17 protein-coding genes and 1 pseudogene are annotated in these 25470 nt (G+C 60.8%); 7 read left to right on the top strand and 11 right to left on the bottom strand.

What is annotated here, in order from left to right; translation table 11 throughout:
• Position 1: 1 nt before the first annotated feature.
• Both treS and ACA071_RS14455 read right to left on the bottom strand, forming a co-directional pair.
• Positions 2-3343: a maltose alpha-D-glucosyltransferase gene (gene treS / locus ACA071_RS14460; RefSeq protein ID WP_497644964.1), complete on the bottom strand. Its 3342-nt coding sequence runs from the start codon at positions 3341-3343 to the stop codon at positions 2-4.
• 130 nt (positions 3344-3473) lie between these two features.
• Positions 3474-5468, bottom strand: a complete 1995-nt coding sequence (locus ACA071_RS14455) for an alpha-1,4-glucan--maltose-1-phosphate maltosyltransferase (RefSeq protein WP_497644963.1) — start codon at positions 5466-5468, stop codon at positions 3474-3476.
• Between the two features lie 219 nt (positions 5469-5687).
• On the opposite strand from ACA071_RS14455, the gene ACA071_RS14450 reads away from it, so the two are divergent.
• Positions 5688-5855, top strand: coding sequence for a hypothetical protein (locus tag ACA071_RS14450; RefSeq protein WP_497644962.1), 168 nt, complete (start codon positions 5688-5690; stop codon positions 5853-5855).
• A 115-nt stretch (positions 5856-5970) separates the two neighbouring features.
• On the opposite strand, the gene ACA071_RS14445 is transcribed toward ACA071_RS14450, so the two are convergent.
• Positions 5971-6477, bottom strand: coding sequence for an MgtC/SapB family protein (locus ACA071_RS14445; protein WP_497644961.1), 507 nt, complete (start codon positions 6475-6477; stop codon positions 5971-5973).
• 121 nt (positions 6478-6598) lie between these two features.
• Here ACA071_RS14445 and ACA071_RS14440 point away from each other — a divergent pair, with 121 nt between their 5' ends.
• The 3 genes from ACA071_RS14440 to mapR all read left to right on the top strand — a co-directional run bounded on the left by ACA071_RS14440 (position 6599) and on the right by mapR (position 9987).
• Entirely contained in the window at positions 6599-6832 is a 234-nt protein-coding gene (locus ACA071_RS14440) for a DUF3203 family protein (RefSeq protein ID WP_169369924.1), read from the top strand.
• A gap of 195 nt (positions 6833-7027) precedes the next feature.
• Positions 7028-8440, top strand: coding sequence for a cytochrome c oxidase accessory protein CcoG (gene ccoG, locus ACA071_RS14435; protein WP_497644960.1), 1413 nt, complete (start codon positions 7028-7030; stop codon positions 8438-8440).
• A gap of 137 nt (positions 8441-8577) precedes the next feature.
• Positions 8578-9987, top strand: coding sequence for a GntR family transcriptional regulator MpaR (gene mapR / locus ACA071_RS14430; protein ID WP_497644959.1), 1410 nt, complete (start codon positions 8578-8580; stop codon positions 9985-9987).
• A gap of 125 nt (positions 9988-10112) precedes the next feature.
• On the opposite strand, the gene ACA071_RS14425 is transcribed toward mapR, so the two are convergent.
• The 8 genes from ACA071_RS14425 to ACA071_RS14390 all read right to left on the bottom strand — a co-directional run bounded on the left by ACA071_RS14425 (position 10113) and on the right by ACA071_RS14390 (position 23906).
• Complete coding sequence (locus ACA071_RS14425; protein ID WP_497644958.1) at positions 10113-10859, bottom strand: SDR family oxidoreductase; 747 nt, start codon at positions 10857-10859, stop codon at positions 10113-10115.
• Positions 10860-11111: 252 nt separating this feature from the next.
• On the bottom strand, positions 11112-13193 hold the full coding sequence (locus tag ACA071_RS14420) for a putative bifunctional diguanylate cyclase/phosphodiesterase (protein WP_497644957.1): 2082 nt from the start codon (positions 13191-13193) through the stop codon (positions 11112-11114).
• 283 nt (positions 13194-13476) lie between these two features.
• Positions 13477-14958, bottom strand: a complete 1482-nt coding sequence (locus tag ACA071_RS14415; RefSeq protein ID WP_497644956.1) for an efflux transporter outer membrane subunit — start codon at positions 14956-14958, stop codon at positions 13477-13479.
• Positions 14955-18062 carry an efflux RND transporter permease subunit gene (locus ACA071_RS14410; RefSeq protein WP_497644955.1) on the bottom strand — a complete coding sequence of 1036 codons (3108 nt, stop codon included), beginning with the start codon at positions 18060-18062 and terminating at the stop codon, positions 14955-14957. The genes ACA071_RS14415 and ACA071_RS14410 overlap by 4 nt, the downstream gene beginning before the upstream one ends.
• 100 nt (positions 18063-18162) lie before the next feature.
• Entirely contained in the window at positions 18163-21258 is a 3096-nt protein-coding gene (locus ACA071_RS14405) for an MdtB/MuxB family multidrug efflux RND transporter permease subunit (protein ID WP_497644954.1), read from the bottom strand.
• Positions 21255-22565 (bottom strand): MdtA/MuxA family multidrug efflux RND transporter periplasmic adaptor subunit, encoded by a 1311-nt coding sequence (locus tag ACA071_RS14400; protein WP_497644953.1) that lies wholly within the window; start codon positions 22563-22565, stop codon positions 21255-21257. The genes ACA071_RS14405 and ACA071_RS14400 overlap by 4 nt, the downstream gene beginning before the upstream one ends.
• Positions 22566-22740: 175 nt before the next feature.
• Entirely contained in the window at positions 22741-23241 is a 501-nt protein-coding gene (gene tpx, locus ACA071_RS14395) for a thiol peroxidase (RefSeq protein WP_008030203.1), read from the bottom strand.
• Between the two features lie 218 nt (positions 23242-23459).
• Positions 23460-23906: an SRPBCC family protein gene (locus ACA071_RS14390; RefSeq protein ID WP_497644952.1), complete on the bottom strand. Its 447-nt coding sequence runs from the start codon at positions 23904-23906 to the stop codon at positions 23460-23462.
• Positions 23907-24045: 139 nt separating this feature from the next.
• Here ACA071_RS14390 and ACA071_RS14385 point away from each other — a divergent pair, with 139 nt between their 5' ends.
• From ACA071_RS14385 to ACA071_RS14375, 3 genes and pseudogenes are all read left to right on the top strand, one after another.
• Positions 24046-24471 (top strand): YciI family protein, encoded by a 426-nt coding sequence (locus ACA071_RS14385; RefSeq protein ID WP_497644951.1) that lies wholly within the window; start codon positions 24046-24048, stop codon positions 24469-24471.
• A 303-nt stretch (positions 24472-24774) separates the two neighbouring features.
• Positions 24775-25236: pseudogene (locus tag ACA071_RS14380) on the top strand (hypothetical protein).
• 10 nt (positions 25237-25246) lie between these two features.
• On the top strand, positions 25247-25444 hold the full coding sequence (locus ACA071_RS14375; protein ID WP_497644950.1) for a hypothetical protein: 198 nt from the start codon (positions 25247-25249) through the stop codon (positions 25442-25444).
• Positions 25445-25470 lie beyond the last annotated feature (26 nt).

Genomic DNA, 25470 nt, shown 5'->3' with positions numbered 1-25470 from the left:
ACTACTCTCCACCAAGATCCGAAAAGGGTTTGAGCCCACTCAATAACCCATACAAACCGTGCAACGGCACCGGCAGCCAGGTGGGGCGATTTTCCGCCTCATAAGCCACTTCATAGGCCGCCTTCTCCAGGCCGAATAACGCCAATGCAGCGTCTTCGCCCTCGGGATCTTGCCACGCATGAGCAAGACTAGCTGCCGCCAGCCGATAAGCGTCGATAAATGCCTGTTGCGCTTCAATTAAATAGCGATCGGCGACCCGTTGCCGCGCCGCTTGGGCGTCGGCGGTGTTGTCGACGTTGTGCACGTTGATCGCCATCGCCGCGGCGTAGTCGAAGGAACGCAACACACCGCTGACATCTTTATACGGGCTGTGCCTGCCACGGCGCTCGCTGAGCGGCCGCGCCGGTTCGCCTTCAAAGTCGATCAGGTAGGCGTCGCCCTTGATCACCAGCACCTGGCCCAAATGCAAGTCGCCGTGGACACGAATCCGCAGACCACCCGCCGCTTTCTTGCCCAGTTCCTGGACATGGCCGAGGATGGTTTTTTTGTTGTCCAGCAAACGAGTGACCAGCACTTTGTCGGCCGGGTTCAATTCGCTTTGATGCTGCTTGAGCAACTTCAGCGCATGTTCCAGTTGCGCCGCCACATCCTTGGCCGAGGCCAGGGCTTCTTTCTGCGTGGTGACCTGCGGGGCGAAGTCCGGGTTGTCGGTCGGCGCCGCCAGGATCTGGTGCATTTCCCCCAGGCGCTGGCCGAGCATGCCGGCGAAATCGCGCAATTCACCCAAGGCGTTGTAGTGCTGCTCCTGCTCGGACATGGCATCGGCCAGTTCATCGCGCAATGCGCGTTCGAGGTTGTTTTGGGTCCACTCCCAGGCATCGCCCTGATTGCTCAAGTAGCCTTGGGCGATCATCAACAGCGTGTCCTCACCCTTGGCATCACGGCGAATCACCGAACCCAGCAGTGGTGAAATATTGGCGAAACCGGCATGGGTCAGGTACGCGCTCATTTCCAGTTCCGGGTGCACGCCCGAGGCGATTTTGCGGATCAGTTTCAGCACCAGGCTGTTGCCGATCACCACCGAACTGTTGGACTGCTCGGCGGACAGGTAGCGCACCTCCGATTCGGTGGTCAGGCCGCGTTTTTCCAGTTCCTTCGTCGGTTCGAAACGAATCTCGCCTTCGCTGGACTGCAACACGGTACTGGCCTGCATGCCCTCAAGCACCGCATGGATGTAGGTTTCAAGGCTGAACGCATCGGTGATCAAGCCGACCTGACGCACCCGCCGCACTCGCGACAACGCCAGTTGCTGCGGCAGCGCCGCGCCGACCTGGTCCTCGGAGATAAAGCCGAATGGCAGTTGATAGCGACTGGTCTGGCCGCCGCTGGTGACGTCGATTTCACTCAACAGCACCGGGTGCAACGGATCGCCGAAACGCACGCCATAAGCGATGTTGACGCTGTCGATGGCCGCGTCCTTGCCAGCGAACCAGCGACGGTTCTGCAACCAGTTCGGCAAGATGCCCTGCTCCAGCGTGCCGCGCGACGGCGCTTCGAGCAGTTCTTCCATGCGTTTTTTCAGCACCAGGGTGGTGAAGTCCGGCAAGCTTTGCGCCGGTTCCACGTGCCAGCTCGGCATCTGGTTTTCCGCCGCCAGGACGAACCAATAGAAGCCGTACGGCGCCAGGGTCAGCAGGAAGTTCAACTGGCCGATCGGCGGGAAGGCGTTACCGCCGAGCATCTCCACCGGGACCATGCCGGCGTAAGCCGACAGGTCGAGTTCCGCCGCCTGCGCGCTGCGCGACACGTTGGCCACGCACAGGATGATTTCGTGCTTGCCGTCAGCGCCGGTGAATTCGCGGGTATAGGCCAGAATCCGTCGGTTGCTCGGCGAGAGCATTTTCAGCGTGCCACGGCCGAAGGCCTTGGACTGTTTGCGCACGGCAAGCATGCGCCGGGTCCAGTTCAGCAGCGAATGCGGGTCGCCGGCCTGGGTTTCGACGTTGACCGACAGGTAGCCGTATTGCGGGTCCATGATCGGCGGCAGCACCAGGCTGGCCGGGTCGGCGCGGGAGAAGCCACCGTTACGGTCAATCGACCATTGCATTGGCGTGCGCACGCCATCACGGTCGCCGAGGTAGATGTTGTCGCCCATGCCGATCTCATCGCCGTAATACAAGGTCGGCGTGCCGGGCATCGACAGCAGCAGGCTGTTGAGCAATTCGACGCGGCGACGGTCGCGCTCCATCAGCGGCGCGAGACGGCGGCGAATCCCCAGGTTGATCCGCGCGCGGCGGTCGGCCGCGTAGTAATTCCACAGGTAATCGCGCTCCTTGTCGGTAACCATTTCCAGGGTCAGCTCATCGTGGTTGCGCAGGAAAATCGCCCACTGGCAGTTGGCCGGGATTTCCGGGGTCTGGCGCAGGATGTCGGTGATCGGGAAGCGGTCCTCCTGGGCCAGCGCCATGTACATGCGTGGCATCAGCGGGAAGTGGAACGCCATGTGGCATTCATCGCCGTTCAGGCCAATGGCATCGGCGTCACCGAAGTACAGCTGAGTGTCTTCCGGCCATTGATTGGCCTCGGCCAACAGCATGCGGTCGGGGTAGTTGGCATCGATTTCGGCACGGATCTGCTTGAGGACGTCGTGGGTCTCGGGCAGGTTTTCGTTGTTGGTGCCGTCGCGTTCGATCAGGTACGGGATCGCGTCCAGCCGCAAACCGTCGATGCCCATGTCCAGCCAGTAGCGCATCACCGAGAGCACGGCTTTCATGACTTGCGGGTTGTCGAAATTCAGGTCTGGCTGGTGCGAATAGAAGCGGTGCCAGAAGTACTGGCCGGCGACCGGGTCCCAGGTCCAGTTGGACTTTTCGGTGTCGAGGAAAATGATGCGGGTGCCGGCGTACTTTTGATCGTCATCGGACCAGACGTAGAAATCCCGGGCGGCCGAGCCTTTCTTGGCCTTGCGCGCGCGCTGGAACCAGGCGTGCTGGTCGGAGGTGTGGTTGATGACCAGCTCGGTGATCACCCGCAAACCGCGTTTGTGCGCCTCGGCGATAAAGCGCTTGGCGTCGGCCATGGTGCCGTAGTCGGAATGCACGCCACGGTATTCGGCAATGTCGTAGCCGTCGTCGCGACGTGGCGATGGATAGAACGGCAACAGCCAGATGGTGTTGACGCCCAGATCGGCAATGTAATCGAGTTTGGCGATAAGCCCGGGAAAGTCGCCGATACCGTCATTGTTTGAGTCGAAAAAAGACTTAACGTGAACTTGGTAAATCACCGCATCCTTGTACCAGAGTGGATCTTTGATGAAGGTTGTGGCCTTGGGTTTCTTCGCCATTTGAAACTCCTGTTGATGATCGTTCCCACGCGCTGCGTGGGAATGCCTCGACGGACGCTCCGCGTTCGGCTCTGAAGGGACGCGGAGCGTCCCGGGCTGCATTCCCACGCGGAGCGTGGGAACGATCGTGCTAGACGGTAATTCGCCAAATCCCGAACGGCTGATGGGCCGGGTCGATCCGCATGAACTGGTACTTGCCGTGCCAGGTCCAGCGATGGCCGTTCATCAAGTCTTCGCCTTGAGTACTGGCGTCGTCCGGCAAGCCCATTTCCCACAGCGGCAATTCGAAATTCGCTTCCTGAACGTTATGCGGATCAAGGCTGACGGCCACCAGAATGAAGTTGCTGCCATCGGCGCTGCGTTTGCCGAAATACAGAATGTTGTCGTTCCAGGCGTTGTAGATCTTCAGCCCCAGGTGCGTGTGCAGCGCCGGGTTCTGCCGGCGGATGCGGTTGAGCTGGGCGATCTCGGCAATGATGTTGCCCGGCGCATTGAAGTCCCGAGGGCGGATCTCGTATTTCTCCGAGTTGAGGTATTCCTCTTTGCCCGGAATCGGCGCCGCCTCGCAAAGCTCAAAACCCGAATACATACCCCACAGGCCCGAGCCCATGGTCGCCAGCGCTGCGCGGATCAGAAACCCGGCACGTCCGGACTCATGCAAGAACGCCGGGTTGATGTCCGGGGTGTTGACGAAGAAGTTCGGGCGGAAACACTCACTCCACGGCGACTCGTTGAGCTCGCTGAAATACGTCGACAGTTCGTACTTGGTGTTGCGCCAGGTGAAATAGGTGTAGCTCTGGGAGTAACCGACCTTGCCGAGACGCGCCATCATCGCCGGGGTGGTAAAGGCTTCGGCGAGGAAGATCACTTCGGGGTGCAATGCCCGCACATCGGCAATCAGCCATTGCCAGAACGGCAGCGGCTTGGTGTGCGGGTTGTCGACGCGAAAGATCTTCACGCCCTCCTCGACCCAACCGACCACGATGTCGCGCAATTCGACCCAGAGGCTGGGGATTGCGTCAGCGGCATAGAAGTCGACATTGACGATGTCCTGGTATTTCTTCGGTGGGTTCTCGGCGTATTTGATCGTGCCGTCGGGCCGCCAGTTGAACCAGCCCGGATGTTGCTGCAGCCAAGGGTGGTCCTGGGAACACTGGATGGCGAAGTCGAGGGCGATTTCCAACCCATGTTCAGCCGCCGCCACCACCAGTCGGCGGAAGTCTTCGCGGGTGCCCAGTTCGGAGTGAATCGCCTCGTGGCCACCCTCGGCGCTGCCAATGGCGTACGGGCTGCCCGGATCGTCGGGGCCGGCGGTCAGGGAATTGTTCGGGCCTTTGCGGTAGCTGCGGCCGATCGGGTGGATCGGCGGGAAGTACAGCACGTCGAAACCCATGTCCTGAATCATCGGCAGCCGCGAGTGCACGTCGTTAAAGGTGCCGTGGCGTGCGGGGTCATCGGTGATCGAGCGTGGAAACAGCTCATACCAGCTGGCGAACTGGGCGATTTCCCGTTCGACGTCCAGCGGGTATTCCTGGCTCAGGCTCAGGTAGGTGCGGTGATCGGCCTCGGCCATGAGGTCAGCGCTACGCTGGTGCAGGAACAGCGCGACCTGCTCGGTTTCGAGCAACCCGGAAAGGTCATGGTGCAGCTCGGCCAGTTGCTCGCTCAGTTGACCTTCACTGCGCTCGCCGGCCTTTTGCACCATCGTCCGGCCTTCCTGCAACTCAAGGCTTACCGGCACTCGGGCAGTGTGTTTCTTTTCCAGCTCATAACAGAAGCTGGCGAACTGATCGATCCAGGCTTCGATGCAAAACACATGGCGGCCCTGGCGCTCGACCCGGAACCGGCCCTGCCAGCCATTGTTGCCCAAGTCAGCCATGGTTTCGCTGTGCCAGGACTCCTCACCCTCGCCGCGCCAGCGGATGCGCACGGCCAGTTTGTCGTGGCCATCGGCAAAGACCTTGCTGGTGACCAGCACGTCCTGACCGACCACAGCCTTGACGGCAAACTGCCCGCCGTCGAGGGTCGGCATGGTGTCTTCAATCGCAATGCGCGGCAGCAATAACGCCTGTGACAGCGGCATGTGCGGGTTGTAACTGAGTTCTGTCGGTTTTTCAGCGATCATCGAGCATCTCTCCTTTACGCCCCAAGGACGCTCTTGTGCCTGATGTTCATCCACGCGGGCCGATCCGTCCCGGAATGAACTCACTTAGGTTCCGAGCGACAGGCGCCGGTAAAAGTTCACGGGGATTTGCCTGAGTATTGGTGGGAATCAAAACCTTCGCGCGGTGGTCAACTCACTTAAGCACGACTCACGCCATGTGCAACAAAGGAGGCTTCAACGATGAGCATACCGATCCCGGCTGAAACGCCTGATCCGAACATCGACAACCCGACGATACCGCCGACCGAGCCGGAGCCGGTGCCCGAACAAGAGCCGCCGGGCACCACCCCGCCACCTCGTGAAGACCCGCCGGACACCATGCCGCCGGTGATCGTTACCCCTGAGTAGCCGATCGTTCCCACGCTCCGCGTGGGAATGCCTCAAGGGACGCTCCGTGTTCCACTGGGACGCAGAGCGTCCCGGGCTGCATTCCCACGCAGAGCGTGGGAACGATCCTATCAAGTCAATCCTTAGGGCTGCGGTCTTTGTCGAGCATTCGCACCACCACGGGCATCACGCTGAAAATCGCCAACGCCAGCAACGTACTGAGCACCGCCGTCGCTTCGCGGCCCATCCCGGCCGAAACGCCAATGGCCGCTGTCATCCACAACCCGGCGGCGGTGGTCAGGCCTTTCACGTGACCTTCGTCACCCTCGGTGTTCTTCAGGATGGTCCCGGCGCCGAGAAAGCCGATCCCGGCGATCACCCCTTGCACCACCCGGCTCATCGCGTCGGCCTGGGAGCCGGACATCTGCGGCACCAGCACAAACAGCGCAGCGCCCAAGGCCACCAACATATGCGTGCGAACCCCGGCAGCCTTGCCCTTGAGCTCACGTTCGAAACCGAGAATGCCGCCCAGCACCGCGGCCATCAGCAGGCGCACAGTAATGCGCGTCAGTTGTGAAGCGTCGCCGACGTCGGCGAACTCGGCTTGCAGCGTCACCCAAACTTCATGCCACCAGGCGTCCATCGCGCAGTCCTTGTGAGAGTTGATAGAGGGTGGACCGCGCCGACCATTAATCGGTTGCACAGAACGATGACCGTCCATGGCGACCTAACGTTTTAGTCTCCGCCGAAAAAAGGACAGTCCCATGACCGTGCGCATCGAAAGCCAAACCTGCTTTTTCACCACCGAAAACGGCGAAGAAATTCGTCTGTGCCCCGACGTCACCGTCATCACCGATTCGGAAAAAGCCATGTCGGCGGTGGAGATCAACGGCCAGCGCATTTACATCACCGAAGCAGAAGCCGACGCATTGACCGTAGCAGGCGCCGTCGACGGTCGTAAGCATTTGAAGGCCACCGACAGTGATTCGGTGATTTGACTGACCCGGATCAACAACCCGCCCGGGCGCCTGGGATAGGCGCCTGCGGCCTGCGTTCGCGGGTGCATCAAGTTGTCGCAGGCACTCGTTCAAAGCCCATCTGATCCGCTTTTTATTGCAATACCTGAGCCTGTTATGCAAACAGATCGCCGCTCATAGTGCACCGGCCTGATGGAGGCTGATGAGCGAACGACCATGAGCGAGAGAATCCCCGTCCGAACCGTAGAAACATTCGAGCCTTCACGCCCAAAGATGAAGGCCAAATCCAGCGACAACCTGATCCACACCCGCAGCTTCACCGGTCTGTTCCGCACCTTGCGATTGAGCGGTGCCGGTTTCCTGTTCCTCGCCTTCTTCGGCACCGTGTGGCTGAACTGGGGCGGCCGTCAGGCGGTGCTCTGGGACTTGTCCGAAAGCAAATTCCACATTTTTGGCGCGACCTTCTGGCCGCAGGATTTCATCCTGCTCTCGGCGCTGTTGATCATTGCCGCGTTCGGCCTGTTTGCGATCACCGTGTTTGCCGGCCGGGTCTGGTGCGGCTACACCTGCCCGCAAAGCTCCTGGACCTGGATCTTCATGTGGTGCGAGAAGATCACCGAAGGCGAGCGCAACCAGAGGATCAAGTTGCAAGCCGCGCCCTGGGGCCTGAACAAGCTGCTGCGGCGCTCGGCCAAGCACACGCTGTGGCTGGCAATCAGCCTGCTCACCGGCCTGACCTTTGTCGGTTACTTCACGCCGATCCGGCCCTTGGCCGAAGAACTGCTGACCCTGCAAATGGCCGGTGTCAGTCTGTTCTGGGTGATTTTCTTCACCGGCGCCACCTACATCAATGCCGGTTGGCTGCGGGAAGCGGTGTGCATGCACATGTGCCCGTATGCGCGGTTCCAGAGCGTGATGTTCGACAAGGACACCCTGACCATTTCCTACGACGTGGCCCGTGGCGAAAACCGTGGCCCGCGCAAACGTGATGTGAAACCGGCCGATGTCGGCCTCGGTGACTGCATCGACTGCCAGGTCTGCGTGCAGGTCTGCCCCACCGGCATCGACATCCGCGACGGCTTGCAGATGGAATGCATCGGCTGCGCGGCATGCATCGACGCCTGCGACTCGATCATGGACAAAATGGGCTACGCTCGCGGGCTGATCAGCTACACCTCCGAGCATGAGTTGCAGGGCGGCAAGACGCATCTGCTGCGGCCACGGCTGATCGGTTACACGGCGGTGCTGCTGATCATGATCGGCGCGCTGGCCCTGGCGCTGGTGGAACGGCCGATGGTGTCGCTGGACGTCACCAAAGACCGTGGCATGTACCGTGAAAACAGCGAAGGCCTGATCGAGAACATCTACAGCCTCAAAGTCATCAACAAGACCCAGCAGCGCCAGGATTACCGCCTGAGCCTGGAGGACGGCGACGGCTTCCAGTTGCAAGGCAAGACTGAGTTGAGCCTGGCGCCGGGTGAGATTGTCGATGTGCCGGTGTCGGTGGCGATGACCACGGAACGGCCGAGCAGCAGCTCGCAGACGATCAGCTTCAAGATTATCGACAGCGATGAGCCGGACATTTACAGCGTGGCGCAGAGCCGGTTTGTTGCGCCGATGAATCGTTGAGCCGTTAAGATGCCGAGCGCTTCGCGCTCAATCGCGGGCAAGCCTTGCGCCTACAGGCACCACCGTACCGTAGGAGCAAGGCTTGCCCGCGATGAAGCTTCCCCGATTTCCCAGAATGACTCCAAACCGGGTTCTAGATGAAACGCTACGAAAAATTCGCCGATGACATCGCTGAACTGATCCGCTCTGGGGTCCTCGGCCCCGGCCAGCGCGTGCCGTCGGTGCGCTACGCCAGCCAGACTTACGGAGTCAGCCCGTCCACGGTGTTCCAGGCCTATTACCTGCTGGAACGTCGTGGCCTGATCCGCGCCCGGCCGCGTTCCGGCTACTTCGTCAACACCCACGCCCCGAGCCCGTTCTCGGAGCCGGTGATCAGCAGCCAGGTCAACGAATCCACCGAAGTCGACGTCAGCGAACTGGTGTTCTCGGTGCTGGACTCGATCAAGGACCCGAACACCGTGCCGTTCGGTTCGGCCTTCCCCAGCCCGACCCTGTTCCCGCTGCAACGCCTGTCCCGTTCCCTGGCCAGTGCCGCCCGGGAAATGGACCCGCGCATGGTGGTCACCGACATGTCGCCGGGCAACCCGCAACTGCGCCGGCAAATCGCCCTGCGCTACATGGTCGGCGGGCTGATGCTGCCGATGGAAGAACTGCTGATCACCAACGGTGCCCTCGAAGCGCTGAACCTGTGCCTGCAAGCCGTCACCGAGCCCGGCGACCTGGTGGCCATCGAAGCCCCGGCGTTCTACGCCAGCCTGCAAGTGCTGGAACGCCTGAAACTCAAAGCGGTGGAAATCCCCGTGCACCCGCGTGACGGCATCGACCTCGGCGTGCTCGCGCAAACCCTGGAACGCCATCCGATCAAGGCCTGCTGGTGCATGACCAGTTTCCAGAACCCGATGGGCGCGACCATGCCCGAGGCGAAGAAACAGGAACTGGTGGAACTGTTGCGCAGCCATCAAGTGCCGCTAATCGAGGACGACGTCTATGCCGAGCTCTATTACGGCCAGCAAGCGCCGAAACCAGCCAAGGCGTTCGACACCGAAGGCTTGGTGATGCATTGCGGCTCGTTCGCCAAGAGCCTGGCCCCCGGCTACCGCATCGGCTGGGTCGCCGCCGGGCGCTACGCACAGAAAATCGAACGGCTGAAACTCATGACCTCGCTCTGCGCCTCAATGCCGGCCCAGGCAGCCATCGCCGATTACCTGCAACACGGCGGCTACGACCGCCACCTGCGCAAACTGCGCTACGCCCTGGAAGAACAACAAAGCGCCATGCTCGCCGCCATTGCCCGCTACTTCCCGGCACAGACCCGCGTCAGCCAACCGGCGGGCGGTTATTTCCTGTGGCTGGAACTGCCACCGCAGATGGATTCGTTGAAATTGTTCCAGATGGCGCTGGCACAGGGCATCAGCATCGCGCCGGGGCCGATCTTTTCACCGACCCAGCGCTTCAGGAATTGCATTCGGTTGAACTACGGCAGCCCGTGGGATGAGGCTTCGGAGAAGGCGATGGAGACGTTGGGGCGGATTGTGCGGTCGTTCTGACAGTGACCGCGTGATCGTTCCCACGCTCCGCGTGGGAATGCAGCCCGGGACGCTCTGCGTCCCAAAAGCCGAACGCGGAGCGTCCGTTGAGGCATTCCCACGCAGAGCGTGGGAACGATCAGCGGTTAGCGTCCACCACCCAAATCCACAAACGTCCCTGTCGCATAGGAAGCCTTATCCGACAGCAACCAGACAATCGCCTCCGCCACTTCATCCGGCCGGCCGCCACGGGCCATCGGGATCGCCGATTCCAGCTTGCTGACCCGATCCGGGTCGCCGCTCAGCGCGTGGAAATCGGTGTAGATAAAACCGGGCCGCACGGCGTTGACACGAATCCCCTCGCCCGCCACTTCCTTCGACAGGCCGATGGTGAAGCTGTCCAGCGCACCTTTTGATGCTGCGTAATCCACGTACTCGTTGGGCGAGCCCAGACGCGAAGCGACCGAAGACACATTGACGATGCTGCCACCCTGCCCGCCGTGCTTGGGCGACATGCGCAGGATCGCGTGCTTGGCGCAGAGGATCGGCGCCAGGACGTTGGTTTTAAGGGTTTTGAGAATGCGAAATTCGGACATTTCGTCGACCCGGGACTTGTGCCCGACGGTGCCGGCGTTGTTCACCAACGCGGTGACCCGGCCCAGTTCAGTGTCGACCCGGTGGAACATGGCGACCACTTCGTCTTCAATGCTGACGTCGGCGCGCACTGCAATAGCTTGGGCACCTAGGGCGCGGACTTGCTCCAGCACACTTTGCGCAGCCTGTTCATCAGCCTGATAGTTGATACAGATCCGGTAGCCCTGTTCTGCGGCCAACAGTGCCGTGGCCGCACCGATTCCGCGGCTGCCGCCGGTGATGACGATGACTTTTTCCATGCTAACGTTCCCCGTTTCGAGCTTAAGCAGTCGGGGGCAAGAATAACCGCCATTGGCGGGTTTTGCATGGCCTGCATCAATTGTCATGGCAGCGACCCCGTAGCAGCTGTCGAGCAGCGCGAGGCAGCGTTCGGCGACAAAGTCGTCGCAAACCCTACGCACGCGGTCTGCCTGATACACCGCGTTGGCTGATTTTACGACGACTTCGTCGCCGAACGCTGCCTCGCGGTGCTCGACAGCTGCTACTGGGGATCAGCCGGCCGCTAATTGCTCGCCACGGTGAATATCGATCATGAAACGCTCCGCCGGCAGCGGGTGCCCGAGCAGGTAACCCTGCAACGAATCACACCCCAGTTTGGTCAGGAAGTCCTGCTGCACACCGGTCTCCACGCCTTCTGCCACAATCCGCAAACCCAGCGCCTGGCCGAGCGCAACGATCGCCGAGACGATGGCCGCATCATCGCTGTCGTGCTCCAGATCGCGAACAAAACCGCGGTCAATCTTCAGCTCATTGGCCGGCAAACGCTTGAGGTACATCAAGCTCGAATAACCGGTGCCGAAGTCATCAATGGACAAATCGACGCCCATTTCCGACAGTTCCTGCAGCACGGTCATGCTCGCATCGGCGTCGCTCATAGCGGTGGTTTCGGTGATTTCCAGGGTCAGGCTGTTGGCCGGCAAATGATGCGTGGCCAAGGCCTTGGCCACGCTCTGGACCAAACCGACGTGGCAGAACTGCAAGGCCGAGAGGTTCACTGCGATGCGCCAGTCGGTGTAGCCAAGCACGTACCATTCGCGCATCTGCCGGCAGGCTTCATTGAGCACCCACTCGCCGATGGGAATGATCAGTCCGGTCTTTTCCGCCAGTTCGATGAACTTGTCCGGTAGCAGCATGCCCTGGGTCGGATGTTCCCAGCGCAGCAAGGCCTCCGCGCCGACCGGGCGGCCGTTGCTGGCGTCGAATTTGGGTTGGTAATACAGGCTGAACTGCTGGTGTTCAAGAGCCGCGCGCAGGTCTTGCAGCAATTGCAGCTGTTTGCGGGCGTTGCTGTTCATTGACGCGTCGAAGAAGCTGTGGCCGTTTTTCCCGGCGCCCTTGGCGTGGTACATCGCGGCGTCGGCGTTCATCAGCAGTTCTTGCGCAGTCTGGCCATTGCCCGGATACAGCGCGATGCCGACGCTGGCGGAAATCTGCAAGTCATGTTCGGCCACCCGGAACGAGCGTGCAATCAGGTTGACCTGTCGCGCCGCCAGGCTCAGCGCATCGTTGGGCTCGCTCAGGCGCACCAGCAGCACGAATTCGTCGCCACCGATCCGCGCCAAGGTGTCCTGGCTGCGCAAGTCCTCGCGCAGGCGCAATCCGACCTCACGCAATAACTGGTCGCCCATGTGATGGCCAAAGGCATCGTTGACCGGTTTGAAGCCGTCCAGATCGATGAACATCAGTGCAAAACAACCGCCCTGCTCTTGCACCTTGGACATGGCCAGTTCAATGCGGTCAGCCAGCAACGTGCGGTTTGGCAGGCCGGTCAGAGTGTCGTGCAAAGCCAGTTGGGTGAGTTCGCGGTTGGCTTCGGTCAGCGAATGCGCCAGGTCGGCGGTACGGGCTTCCAGGCGTGCATCGAGAATCGACGTCAGCAAAGCGATGCTCAACACCGCCAACGTGGTGATCAACACCAGGTTGTCCAGGCCCTTGCCGCTCAAGCCGCTGAGGGCCGCGCCACAAAAACTGCCGTCCGGGAAGCGCGCAGCGGCCATGCCGGTGTAGTGCATGCCGACGATGGCGAAACCCATGATCACCGCAGCGCCGCCACGGATCAGGCCCACATAAGGCGTGTGTTGGCGCAGGCGGAAGGCAATCCACAACGCCGCAGCCGACGCACCGACGGCAATCAGCAGCGAGGCGCCAAACAGCGTCGGGTCGTAATCGATACCCGGCTGCATCAGCATGGCCGCCATGCCGGTGTAATGCATGGCGCTGATCCCGCTGCCCATGACCAGCGCGCCGAACGCCAATTGCCACACCGGCAGCTTCGGCTGGCTGACCAGCCACAGGGCAAAGCCGCAGGACAAAACGGCAATGGCCAGCGACAGCACGGTAATGCCGAGGTCGTAGCCAAGATCGATCGGTAATTTGAACGCGAGCATGCCGATGAAATGCATCGACCACACGCCAATACCCATGGCGACGGCTCCACCGGCGGTCCACAGGTGGACGGCGCGGCCCTTGGTGGTGGCGATCCGGCCGGTGAGGTCCAGGGCGGTATAGGAAGCGAGAATCGCCACGCACAGCGAGATGAAAACCAGCGTGGGGGAATAGGTGCCGATGAGCATGAGATTTCTCGTGACCGCCCACCGTATTGCGTCCGTGCTCGGGGGGCAAAGTCGGCGATTGTACTGATTGCGCGGAAGAACGCACTGACAAAATTATCAAAAGGCCATCAAGCCGATGAAACGCTTGTTTGACACCCCGAAGCCCCTTTTTTGATCGTTCCCACGCTCCACGTGGGAATGCAGCCAGGGACGCTCCGCGTCCCGGACGCAGAGCGTCCGTTGAGGCATTCCCACGCAGAGCGTGGGAACGATCTGCGCAGAGGGCAGGAACGATCTGCGCAGGTTATTCCTTGTCACTCACCTGCAACTGCCCATCCCATCCACCGCCCAACGCCGCAATCAACTGCACACTGGCAATCAACCGGCTCTGCAACACATTCAACACGCTTTGTTCGTTGCTCAACGCGGTCGCTTGAACCACCACCACATCCAGATAAGCAATCAACCCGGCCTTGTACTGGTTCTCGGTCAGGCGCAAGGAATCGCGCGCCGCGTCCAACGCTTCCTGCCGCACTGCCGCTTCGTCTTCGAACACCTTGAGCTGCACCAGATAGTTTTCCACCTCGCGGAAGCCATCGAGTACGGTCTGGCGATACTTGGCCACGGTTTCGTCGTAGAGCGCTTCGTTGCGGTCGACTTCCGACGAGCGCGCGCCACCGTCGAACAACGGCAAGTCCAGTTTCGGCCCCACCGACCAGAAGCGGTTCGGCAGGCTGATCAGGTTGCTGGACGTGCTGCTGCTGTAACCGCCGCTGAGACTCAGGGTCAGGTCCGGGTAGTACGCGGCTTTCGCCACGCCGATATTGGCGTTGGCGGCAATCACCGAGCGTTCGGCGGAGGCAATGTCTGGGCGGCGTTCGAGCAGTTGCGACGGCAGGCTCAGAGGGATTTGCGGCAGTTTTGGAATGTCCTGGGTTTCCGCCAGATTGAATTCTGCCGGGGGCAACCCGATCAATACCGCAATGGCATTTTCAAACTGCGCCCGTTGCCAGATCAGATCGACAAGATCGGCCTGGGTGCTTTTGAGCTGCGCCTGGGCCTGAGCCACCGCGTCACGCCCGGAGACGCCGGCGCGGTACTGGTTCTGGGTCATTTGCAGCGAGCGTTGATACGCCACGACGGTCGATTCCAGCAAGCGTTTCTGCTGATCGATGACCCGCAACTGCAAGTAGTTCTGCACCATCTCCGACTGCTGGCTCAGGCGCATGGCCGCCAGATCGGCGAAACTCGCCTGGGCGCTGGCCGTGTCGGCTTCCAGCCCCCGGCGCAACTTGCCCCAGATATCCGCTTCCCAACTGACGCCCAATTCGGTGCTGTAGGTATTGCGAATACCACTGGCGGAGCTGCTCAGGCTGGAACTGCTGCTACCGGCGCCCTGGCTGGATCGGGTTTTGCCCGCGCTCAAGTCAACCGTCGGGTAAAACGCCGCACGGGCGCTTTTCACCAAGGCTTGCGATTGACGATAGCGAGCTTCGGCCTGGGCGACGGTCTGGTTGGCAGTGTTGAGTTTTTCGATCAAGCCGTTGAGCTGCCGGTCACCATACAACTCCCACCAGGCGCCACGGGCCAGGGAATCACTGGGATTGGCCTGGCGCCAGCCCTCGGCTTCCTTGTACTGCGCAATCTCGGCAGTTTGCGGGCGCTGATAATCCGGGCCGACAGCGCAGGCACTGATCAGGGCCATGCACAGCGCCAGGCTCAACAAGCGCGAGCCTCGGGCCATGGCAATCGGTGCAGCCAGAGTGATAAGCGAACGGTCAGTCATAGCGGAGTTTCCAGAGCTGCATCGGTACGTACCCCACGCCATTTATTGAAGCGATGGCGCAGTTTGTCGAGATAGAGGTAAACCACCGGGGTGGTGTAGAGAGTCAGCACCTGGCTGAAGATCAGCCCGCCAATGATGGTCAGACCCAGCGGCTGGCGCATTTCCGCACCTTCGGCACGGCTGAGCAGCAACGGCAGCGCGCCGAGGATTGCCGCCAGCGTAGTCATAAGGATTGGTCGCAGACGTTGCAAACAGGCGCTGCGAATCGAATCCAGCGGCGTCATGCCCTGATGCCGCTCCAGTTGCAAGGCGAGGTCGATCATCAGGATGGCGTTTTTCTTCACCACGCCGATCAGCAGGAACAGCCCCAGCAGCGAGATCAAACTGAACTCCCCGCCCAAGGCATAGATCGACAACAAGGCGCCGACCCCGGCCGACGGCAAGGTCGACAGAATGGTCAGCGGGTGAATGTAACTTTCATACAGCACGCCCAACACCAGATACACCGCCACCAGCGCGCCGAGAATCATGAACGGTTGGCTCTTCTGGGTCGCGGCAAAGGCGTCGGCAGTGCCGGCCATTTTCACGATCACGTCTTCCGGCATGCCGAGCTTGGCAATCGCCCGCTCGATGGCCGACGTGCCCTGCTCCACCGTGACCCCTTCGGCCATGTCGAAGGAAATGCTCTCGGAAGCGAACTGGCCTTCGTGGCTGACCCGATCGTCTTCCAGGCTGTTTTCGTAATGCGCGATGGTCGACAGCGGAATTCGCGCGCCATCGGCGGTGATCACCTGAACCTGCTTGAGGGTGATCGGGTCCTGGGCGTATTTCGGGTTGACCTCCATCACCACTTGATACTGGTTGAGGCTGTCGTAGATCGTCGAAATCTGCCGCTGGCTGTAGGCGTTATTCAGCACCGCCGTGACCATGTCCATGTCCACGCCCAAGCGTTTGGCCTGGTCACGGTCGACGACCAGGGTCACCTGTTGCGCACCGCGTCCCTCGCGGGCATCAATCGCCGTCAGTTCAGGCAAGGCCCGCAACGCGGTGACGACTTTCGGATACCACTCGCGCAACGAGCCCAGGTCGGCGCTTTGCAGGATGTAGGAATACTGCGAGGTGGTCTGTTCACGGCCGCCACCAAATTGCAGGTCCTGGTCGGCCATCAGCATCAGTTGGGCGCCGGCCACCTTGGGCATTTCCTTGCGCAGGCGTTCAATGACCTTTTGCGCGGAAATGTTGCGTTCCTTGATCGGCTTCAGGCGCACCAGCATAAAGGCGTTATTCGTGCCGTTGGTGCCACCGATGAAACCGGCCACGCTTTGCACCGCCTCGTCCTTGAGCACGGCACGGCGGAAGATTTCCATTTTCGGCTGCATCACGCTGAACGACAGCCCGTCGTCGCCACGCACGAAACCGATCAACTGACCGGTGTCCTGCTGCGGCATAAAGGTTTTCGGCACCACCACATACAGCGCGACGTTGACGCCAATGGTCACGAACAGGCTGAGCAACGTCAGGCGCCGGTGACGCAGTACCCAGTCGAGGCTGGTGGCGTATTTGCCGACCATCCATTCGTTGGCGCGCTGGCTCCAGCGTTGCAGACGGTTTTCCTGGCCCGGCGTGTGCGGCTTGAGCCAACGGGCGCAGAGCATCGGCGTCAGGGTCAACGACACAATCAGCGAGACGACGATGGACGCCGCCAGAGTGATGGAAAATTCGCGGAACAGGCTCTCGATGATCCCGCCCATAAACAGAATGGACAGGAACACCGCCACCAGCGACACGTTCATCGACAGCAAGGTGAACCCGACTTCCTGGGCGCCGAGGTACGCGGCCTTCATCGGCGGCACGCCTTCGTCGATGTGCCGGGTAATGTTCTCCAGCACCACGATGGCGTCATCCACCACCAACCCGGTGGCCAGAATCAGCGCCATCAACGACAGGTTGTTCAAGGAAAAGCCGTAGAGGTACATCACCGCAAAGGTGCCGACCAGCGACACCGGTACCGCCAGCGTCGGTATCAGCGAAGCGCGGAAGTTACCGAGAAACAGGAACACCACCAGAATCACCAGCGCCACGGCGATCAGCAGGGTCATTTCTGCTTCGTGCAAGGTCGCCTTGATCACCGGCGAACGGTCCATGGCCAGGTTCAGTTTGACGCTGGCCGGCAATACCGCCTGCAATGCCGGCAATTGCGCCTTGATCTCGTTGACCGTCTCGATGATGTTGGCGCCAGCCTGGCGGTTGATTACCAGCAACACCGCCGCGTCGTCGTTGAAGAAACCACTGTTGTAGCGGTCCTCGACGCCATCACTGACCGTGGCTACATCCTTCAGGCGCAGGGCTGCGCCGTTGTTGTAGTGGATGATCAGCGACTCGTAATCCTTGGCCTTTTCCAGTTGATCGTTGGCCTGGACCTGCCACAACCGCTGGTCGTCCTCGACCGAGCCTTTCGGCCGGCGCACGTTGGCGTTGGCGATGGTGTTGCGCACATCGTCCAGGGCCACTCCGTACTGGTTCAGCGCCTGGGGTTCAAGCTCGATGCGCACCGCCGGCAAGGAACTGCCGCCGATCTGCACTTCACCGACGCCCTGCACCTGGGACAGGCTCTGGGACAGGATGGTCGAGGCCAAATCGTAGAGTTGGCCTTTCTCCAGCACGTCAGACGTCAGCGACAACACCATGATCGGCGCTTGCGACGGGTTGACCTTCTTGTAGGTCGGCATGCTGCGCATCCCGCTGGGCAGCAGGTTGCGCGAGGCGTTGATTGCCGCTTGTACTTCCCGCGCCGCACCGTTGATGTCGCGGTCGAGGTCGAACTGCAAAATCACCCGGGTCGAGCCCTGGCTGGAGCGGCTGCTCATGGTGTTGACCCCGGCGATGGCGCCGAAGGAACGCTCCAGCGGCGTGGCCACGGTCGAAGCCATCACTTCCGGGCTCGCACCGGCCAGACTGGCCTGGACCACGATCACCGGGAAGTCCATCTGCGGCAATGGCGACACCGGCAACAGGCCGAAGCTCACGCCGCCCAGCAGCATGATCGCCAGACTCAGCAACATGGTCGCGACCGGGCGCTTGATGAAAGGTCCGGACAGGTTCATGGACGACAGCTCCAAGCTACAAGCCGTAAGCCGCAAGAGAAAAGCAGTTCATGCGCTGGCTTTAGCTTGCCGCTTGCAGCTTGAAACTCGCAGCTCGCCGTCATACCACCACCTCTTTCGAGTCAGTCTTGCCAAAGCGGCGTCCCAACCGGTCGAAGTACAGGTAGATCACCGGCGTGGTGAACAGTGTCAGCACCTGGCTGACCAGCAAGCCGCCGACCATCACCAGACCCAACGGTTGACGCAGCTCTGCGCCGGAACCGGTGGCCAGCATCAGCGGCACCGCGCCGAACAACGCGGCCAGGGTGGTCATCAAAATCGGTCGGAAACGCAGCAGCGCGGCTTGATAGATCGCCTTTTCAGGGTCCATGCCTTGATTGCGCTCAGCGTCGAGGGCGAAGTCGATCATCATGATCGCGTTCTTTTTCACGATGCCGATCAGCAGGATGATGCCGATGATCGCGATCATCCCAAGGTCATTGCCGGTCAATAGCAGCGCCAGCAAGGCGCCGACCGCCGCCGAGGGCAAGGTCGAGAGGATGGTGATCGGGTGAATGTAGCTCTCGTAGAGCACGCCGAGCACGATGTACATGGTCACCACCGCCGCGAGGATCAGCAGCAAAGTGCTCGATAGCGACGCCTGGAACGCTTCGGCCGCGCCCTGGAACTGGGTCTGCACGCCAATCGGCATACCGATGTCTTTCTGCACCTGATCGATGATGTCCACCGCATGCCCCAGCGCCACACCGGGCGCCAGGTTGAACGACATCATCACCGCCGGGAACTGGCCGATATGAGTGATCGCCAATTGCGTCTGCCGTTGCTCGACATGCGCCAGGCTCGACAGGCGCACCTGGCCGCCATCAGTGGTCTTGACGTGAATCTGGTTCAGCGCATCCGGGCCGATCTTCTCGCCGGACTGCGATTGCAGCACCACGCGGTACTGGCTGGCCTGGGTGTAAATGGTCGAAATCTGCCGCTGGCCGAAGGCGTCGTACAGTGCATCGGTGATGTTCGACACCGACACACCGACCCGCGACGCCGCATCGCGGTCGATCACCAGGTACACCTGCAAACCCTTGTCCTGCAAATCGCTGGCGACGTCGGTCAGTTCCGGCCGTTGGGCCAGAGCTTCCACCAGACGGCCGCTCCACAGGCTCAACAACTCCGAGTCCGGCGACGACATGCTGAATTGGTACTGTGTGCGGCTGACTCGATCTTCGATGGTCAGGTCCTGCACCGGTTGCATGAACAGGCGAATGCCGGTCAGCTTGTCCACTTCCGGTTGCAGGCGGGCAATGATCTTGGTGGCACTGAGGTCGCGAGCGCTATGGGGTTTGAGGTTGATCAACATGCGACCGCTGTTGAGCGTCGAGTTGTCGCCGTCGACACCGATGTAGGACGACAGGCTCTCCACCGCCGGGTCGGCCAGGATGACTTTGGCCAGTTCCTGCTGACGCTCGCTCATCGCCGCAAAGGAAATCGACTGCGGCGCCTCGGAAATGCCCTGGATCACCCCGGTGTCCTGCACCGGGAAGAAGCCCTTGGGCACCACCATATAAAGGAACACGGTCAGGCCCAGGGTGGCGATGGCCACCAGCAAAGTCAGCGGCTGGTGCTTGAGCACCCACTGCAACTTGCGCCCGTAGGCGGCGATCATCCAGTCGATGGTCGCGCCGCTGGCCCGGTAGAAACGGCCCTGTTCTTCTTCCTTGGGTTCACGCTTGAGCAGCCGCGCGCACATCATCGGCGTCAGGGTCAGGGACACGACCAGGGAAATCAGGATCGCCACCGCCAGGGTGATGGCGAATTCACGGAACAGCCGCCCCACCACGTCGGCCATGAACAGCAGCGGAATCAGTACCGCAATTAGCGACAGGGTCAGGGAAATCAGGGTGAAGCCGATCTGCTTGGCGCCCTTGAGCGCCGCTTGCAGCGGACTGTCGCCCTCTTCGATAAATCGGGAAATGTTCTCCAGCATGACGATCGCATCGTCCACCACGAAACCGGTGGCGATGGTCAGGGCCATCAAGGTCAGGTTGTTGACCGAGAACCCGGCGAGGTACATCACGCCGAAGGTGCCGATCAGCGACAGCGGCACCGCGACTGAAGGAATGATCGTCGCGCTGGCGCGGCGCAGGAACAGGAACGTCACCATCACCACCAAGGCGATGGCGATCAGCAGTTCGTGTTGCACATCGGTTACGGAAGCGCGGATGGTCTGTGTGCGGTCGGTCAGAACGGTGACGTCAAGACCGGCCGGCAGGTTGTCGGTGATGCTCGGCAGCAAGGCCTTGATCCGGTCCACCACCTCAATGACGTTTGCCCCGGGTTGACGCTGGATGTTGAGCAACACCGCCTGGTTTTCATTGGCCCACGCCGCCAGTCGTTCGTTCTCGGCACCGTCGACGATTTCCGCCACATCCTTGAGCCGCAACGGCGCACCGTTGGCGTAAGCGAGGATCAGGTTGGCGTAGTCCTTGGGCGAAGTCAGTTGGTCGTTGGCATCGAGCATCGACACCCGGGTCGGGCCGTCGAAGTTGCCCTTGGGCTGGTTGACGTTGGAGGCACCCACGAGGGTGCGCACGTCCGACAGGTTCAAGCCATTGGCGGCCAGGGCCTCGGGGTTGACCTTGATCCGCACGGCCTGACGCTGGCCGCCAGCAATACTGACCATGCCGACGCCGCTGATCTGGGCGATTTTCTGCGCCATGCGGGTGTCGACCAAATCATTGAGTTTGGGCAGTAGCATGGTCTTGGAGGTGATGGCCAGGGTCAGCACCGGGGTGTCCGCCGGGTTGACCTTGTTGTACACCGGCGGAGCTGGCAGGTCCTTGGGCAGCAAATTGGTCGCGGCGTTGATCGCGGCCTGCACCTGCTGCTCGGCGACGTCCATGTTGATGTCGAGGCTGAAACGCAGGGTCAGCACCGAAGCGCCGCCGGAGCTGGTAGACGCCATTTGCGTCAGGCCGGGCATTTGCCCGAACTGCCGCTCAAGGGGCGCAGTCACCGCGCTGGTCATCACGTCCGGGCTGGCGCCTGGATAGAGCGTCATGACACGAATCGTCGGGTAATCGACCTGGGGCAGCGCCGACACCGGCAGCAAACGATAGGCGATGATGCCGGCCAGGATAATGGCCAGCATGCTCAGGGTCGTAGCGACCGGGCGAAGGATGAACAGCCGCGAGATGTTCATGCGCCCTTCTTCACCTTGTCGTTGGCGGTCGCTTCAGTGGTCTTGGCCGCCGACTTGCCTTGCAGGTGTTCGGTCGGGGTGGTCGGCACGTCCAGACTGTCGTTGACCACTTCCACTTCGCTGCCTTCCTTCAGGCGGTCGGTGCCTTCCAGGACCACGCGATCACCGACGGCCAGGCCTTCGGTGATGACGGTGTTATCGCCGTCGCTGGCGCCGACTTTCAACGGGCGGATCGTGACTTTCTTGTCCCCGTCCATGGCGTAGACGAAGGTGCCGTTGGTGCCGAACTGGATGGCTGCCGAGGGCGCGAGCACCACGTCTTTGAGGGTGTCGGCCAGCAGGTGCACGTTGACGAACTGGTTGGGGAACAACGCCTGATCGCGGTTATCGTAACGGGCCTTGAATTTCAGGGTGCCGGTGGTGACGTCGATCTGGTTATCCAGGCTCTGCAAGACGCCGCTGGCCTGGATTTTCATGTCGCCACGGTCCCAGGCTTCCACCGGCAGTTTGGCGCCGGTGTGGTAACGGGCGAGCACGGTGTCGAGGCTGTTTTCCGGCAGAGTGAACACCACGCTGATCGGCTGGGTCTGGGTGATGATCGCCAGCGCGGTGGTGTCATTGGCAGCGACCAGGTTGCCGACGTCGAGTTGGCGCAAGCCGACCCGCCCGGTGATCGGCGCGCGGATTTTGGTGAATTCGAGATTGAGTTTGGCGTCGTTGACCGCTGCCTGGTTGGTCTTGACCGTGCCCAGGTATTGGCCTACCAGCGCTTCGGCGGTGTCCAGGGTTTGCTTGGCGATGCTGTCTTCTTTAAACAGGCCGCGATAGCGCTCGACATCGACCTGAGCGTTTTTCAACTGCGCCTGATTCTGCAGCAAGGTGCCCTCGGCTTGAAGCAAGGCGTTCTGGTAAGGGCGCGGGTCGATCTCGGCGAGCAAGTCACCGGCCTTGACCATCTGCCCTTCCTCGAAGGCAATCTTCATCAATTCGCCGGCCACCCGGCTGCGCACATTGATGGTGTTCAGTGCCGTGACCGTGCCCAGCGCCTTGTAATACAGCGGAAAGTCACCCTTGACCGCCGGGGCCACTCGCACCGGAATCGGCCCGGTCGCACCGCCAAAGCCCGGACGCATGCCCCCGGACTTGCCCGTATGCCCGGCGACGGCTTTCGGCTTTTCGCCTGCTTTATGGTCGGTACCGGCTGGCCAGAATTTCCAGCACACGCCAGCGACGACCAACAGGACAAGCAGGCCGAACAGCCAGCGACGGGGACTACGGGAGGAGGATTGCATTGAATGATCAACCATTGGGCGCGTGGGCTTCTTCTACGGGAGGCTGAACGATAAGCACTGGCGGGTATTAAGCAAAGCGCCTTTACCGGCAATTTACCTTCGGCTTACGTAACAGGAGATTTATCTAAGACACTGAAGCACAAATGAAAACGGCCTGGACAGAGCCAGGCCGTTAACAATTGTAAAAGCCTTACTTCAGAACGGCGAGTGCCGCTTCGTAGTTAGGCTCTTCTGCGATTTCTTTAACCAGTTCGCTGTGCAGCACGTTGTCGTTCTCATCCAGTACTACAACGGCACGGGCCGTCAGGCCTTTGAGCGGGCCGTCAGCAATGGCAACGCCGTAGTTTTCGATGAACTCGGCGCCACGCAGGGTCGACAGGTTCTGCACGTTTTCCAGGCCTTCGGCGCCGCAGAAGCGTGCCTGGGCGAACGGCAGGTCAGCGGAGATGCACAGCACCACAGTGTTGGCGACGTCGTTGGCCTGGGCGTTGAACTTGCGAACGGAGGTTGCGCAGGTCGGGGTGTCGACGCTTGGGAAGATGTTCAGCACTTTGCGCTTGCCGGCGAAGCTCGCCAGGGTTACGTCCGACAGATTGCCGGCAACCAGGGAAAAGGCTGGCGCCTTGGAACCGGCTTGTGGCAGTTGGCCGTTGACTTGAACCGGGTTGCCTTTAAGAGTGACTTGAGCCATGAACGGAGTCCTTCTGGAAGTGTTGTTGGAAATCTGAAGAGGCCGAAGTTAACCACGAAATGGGCCGACGACCTATGCCCGGATACAAATTGTGAAGTGTCGGCGCACAAATTGGATACAACACACACGCCCTTATGGGAGCACGGCTTGCCCGCGATGGAAGCGCCGCGCTGCGCCAGGTGGACCGCGTTATCGTTTATCGCGGGCAAGCCTTGCGCCTACAGGGCCAGCAACCGCAGCATATTGCGATGCCGCGCCGCGAAAATCCGCCGCAGGTAGCCATTGACCAGCAACCACTCCAATGGCGCGCCGCCGATGGCCGCATAGGTCACCCGGTCGGTATATAGCGTACCGCCCTCTCCCGCCGCCACCCGGTGTTCATGACGAAAGGCAGCCATCGGCCCCTTGAGCATTTCGTCGATGAAATGTGTGTCGCAGACTTCTCGAATCACCACTGTCCAGTTCGAAGGAATGACATTGAACATCCAGTGCCGAAAACGAAACTGCCGACCGGTTTCGATGCGTAGGTTGTTGATGTCGATATCGCCCAACGGCGTGACGCGCTCGGGGAAGATCTTCGGGAAGTTGACGCCTTCCAGGCAGAAATCCAGGACCTGCGCAGGTGTGCGATCGGGGATCAGGGTGGTGAATTCCAGGACAGGCATAGGTGGTGGCATTCCAGTGACGAGTGGAGTCGCAGGGCAGGAATACTAAGTAACGAAAATAATGTCGAAGAATTTGTCGATTCAGGACACAGCCATTCGACTAGACAGTGAATCACTCACCTGCAGCGGAGAGAACACCATGCAATTTATGATCATTGTCAAAGCCAGCCCGGATTCCGAAGCGGGTGTGATGCCCACCGAGGAACTGCTGACCGCGATGGGCAACTACAACGAAGAACTGGCCAAGGCTGGCATTCTCCTTTCATGCGATGGCCTGCAACCCAGCAGCAAAGGCGCCCGTGTGCGGTTTTCAGGCGACAAACGCACGGTCATCGACGGTCCGTTTGCCGAGACCAAGGAGCTGATCGCCGGTTATTGGCTCTGGGAAGTGAAGTCGAAAGAGGAAGCCATCGAATGGGTCAAGCGCTGCCCGAACCCCATGCCGGGGACAGACGCCGAGATCGAGATTCGCCCGGTGTACTCGGCCGAGGATTTCGGTCCCGAGTTCACGCCAGAGCTGCGTGAGCAGGAAGAGCGAATTCGGGCGCAGGCGAAGAAGAGCTGAATCAGTATCCCGACGTAAATCTTCAGCGGGCACATCCTATGTGCCCGCCTCACCGTTATAAAACCTCACCCTTCTCATCAACCCCCGCTTCCAACCCGCTGTTTCGTATTAACTTTTTACTACACAGAAAAAACACCAATCCGCTCACAAAACCAAAGAATTGACCCTTTCGACTGGATAACTCACGGTTAGCTGCTAGCGTCAGAAGACGTGTCCTACAGGCTTGATAGGAAAGAGATTACGCAGTAAAGGCCAAAAATATGGCCGAGTTCGTCCACTGAGCCACCAAGGAACCGGGGAATCATGTCGAAAAGTCAGGGAGCGCAGGCCTGTTTGTTGGCGGCATTGCTGGCGTCTGCCTTTTGTGCTCACGCCAATAACGCCGAGGAAGCCAACAAAAGTGACAACCCGCTGAACCTGGCGCCGAGCGCCAATCTGCAGGACTACTGCACGCCCAAACTCTTTGACACCAACGTCCACACCAATGACGCGTTGCTGCGTGGCACCCTGCCAGTGGCCCCCCGACAATTTCATCGGCGTCCCGCAATTGCTGCGAGCGACCTTGCCGATCAGCACCCGCCCCGACCCGCACAACGGCTACAGCACCGGCACATCCCTATCGGTTTCGGTGGCGGCAAGGTCTGGAAATCCGGGAGCAATATATTCAACACCTTCGTAGAACCCCAATGGACAGTCGAGCGTAAAGGCGATGGCCTGCCGCAATTCACGCTGTTCGCCGGGATCAACGTCACCTTCGGCAAATGAGGACATTGATATGCACATTGCACTGCGTGCAGCGGGTTTCAGCATCATGGCGGCGTTCGTCAGCTGCGGTGTGGGCGCCCAGGCGCAAGCCCAGGACCTCGACACGCGGCTCGGCGCCCACAACGGCGAGCTGATGGTGTTCAACAGTCCAGCGGGAGCAAGCGCCCTCACCACAGGCTACGCACGGTTTGTTCTATCTCGTCATTGACGGGCATTACCTTGAAAGGACACCCC

The sequence above is a fragment of the Pseudomonas sp. LBUM1646 genome, assembly GCF_059716165.1.
Note: the sequence above shows the minus strand (reverse complement) of the source record. Positions and strands in the feature narration are given on the sequence as shown.

Coding starts and splice junctions, on each gene's coding strand:
- treS (WP_497644964.1), bottom strand. CDS start 3,343: ATGGCGAAGAAACCCAAGGCCACAACCTTCATCAAAGATCCACTCTGG.
- ACA071_RS14455 (WP_497644963.1), bottom strand. CDS start 5,468: ATGATCGCTGAAAAACCGACAGAACTCAGTTACAACCCGCACATGCCG.
- ACA071_RS14450 (WP_497644962.1), top strand. CDS start 5,688: ATGAGCATACCGATCCCGGCTGAAACGCCTGATCCGAACATCGACAAC.
- ACA071_RS14445 (WP_497644961.1), bottom strand. CDS start 6,477: ATGGACGCCTGGTGGCATGAAGTTTGGGTGACGCTGCAAGCCGAGTTC.
- ACA071_RS14440 (WP_169369924.1), top strand. CDS start 6,599: ATGACCGTGCGCATCGAAAGCCAAACCTGCTTTTTCACCACCGAAAAC.
- ccoG (WP_497644960.1), top strand. CDS start 7,028: ATGAGCGAGAGAATCCCCGTCCGAACCGTAGAAACATTCGAGCCTTCA.
- mapR (WP_497644959.1), top strand. CDS start 8,578: ATGAAACGCTACGAAAAATTCGCCGATGACATCGCTGAACTGATCCGC.
- ACA071_RS14425 (WP_497644958.1), bottom strand. CDS start 10,859: ATGGAAAAAGTCATCGTCATCACCGGCGGCAGCCGCGGAATCGGTGCG.
- ACA071_RS14420 (WP_497644957.1), bottom strand. CDS start 13,193: ATGCTCATCGGCACCTATTCCCCCACGCTGGTTTTCATCTCGCTGTGC.
- ACA071_RS14415 (WP_497644956.1), bottom strand. CDS start 14,958: ATGACTGACCGTTCGCTTATCACTCTGGCTGCACCGATTGCCATGGCC.
- ACA071_RS14410 (WP_497644955.1), bottom strand. CDS start 18,062: ATGAACCTGTCCGGACCTTTCATCAAGCGCCCGGTCGCGACCATGTTG.
- ACA071_RS14405 (WP_497644954.1), bottom strand. CDS start 21,258: ATGAACATCTCGCGGCTGTTCATCCTTCGCCCGGTCGCTACGACCCTG.
- ACA071_RS14400 (WP_497644953.1), bottom strand. CDS start 22,565: ATGGTTGATCATTCAATGCAATCCTCCTCCCGTAGTCCCCGTCGCTGG.
- tpx (WP_008030203.1), bottom strand. CDS start 23,241: ATGGCTCAAGTCACTCTTAAAGGCAACCCGGTTCAAGTCAACGGCCAA.
- ACA071_RS14390 (WP_497644952.1), bottom strand. CDS start 23,906: ATGCCTGTCCTGGAATTCACCACCCTGATCCCCGATCGCACACCTGCG.
- ACA071_RS14385 (WP_497644951.1), top strand. CDS start 24,046: ATGCAATTTATGATCATTGTCAAAGCCAGCCCGGATTCCGAAGCGGGT.
- ACA071_RS14375 (WP_497644950.1), top strand. CDS start 25,247: ATGCACATTGCACTGCGTGCAGCGGGTTTCAGCATCATGGCGGCGTTC.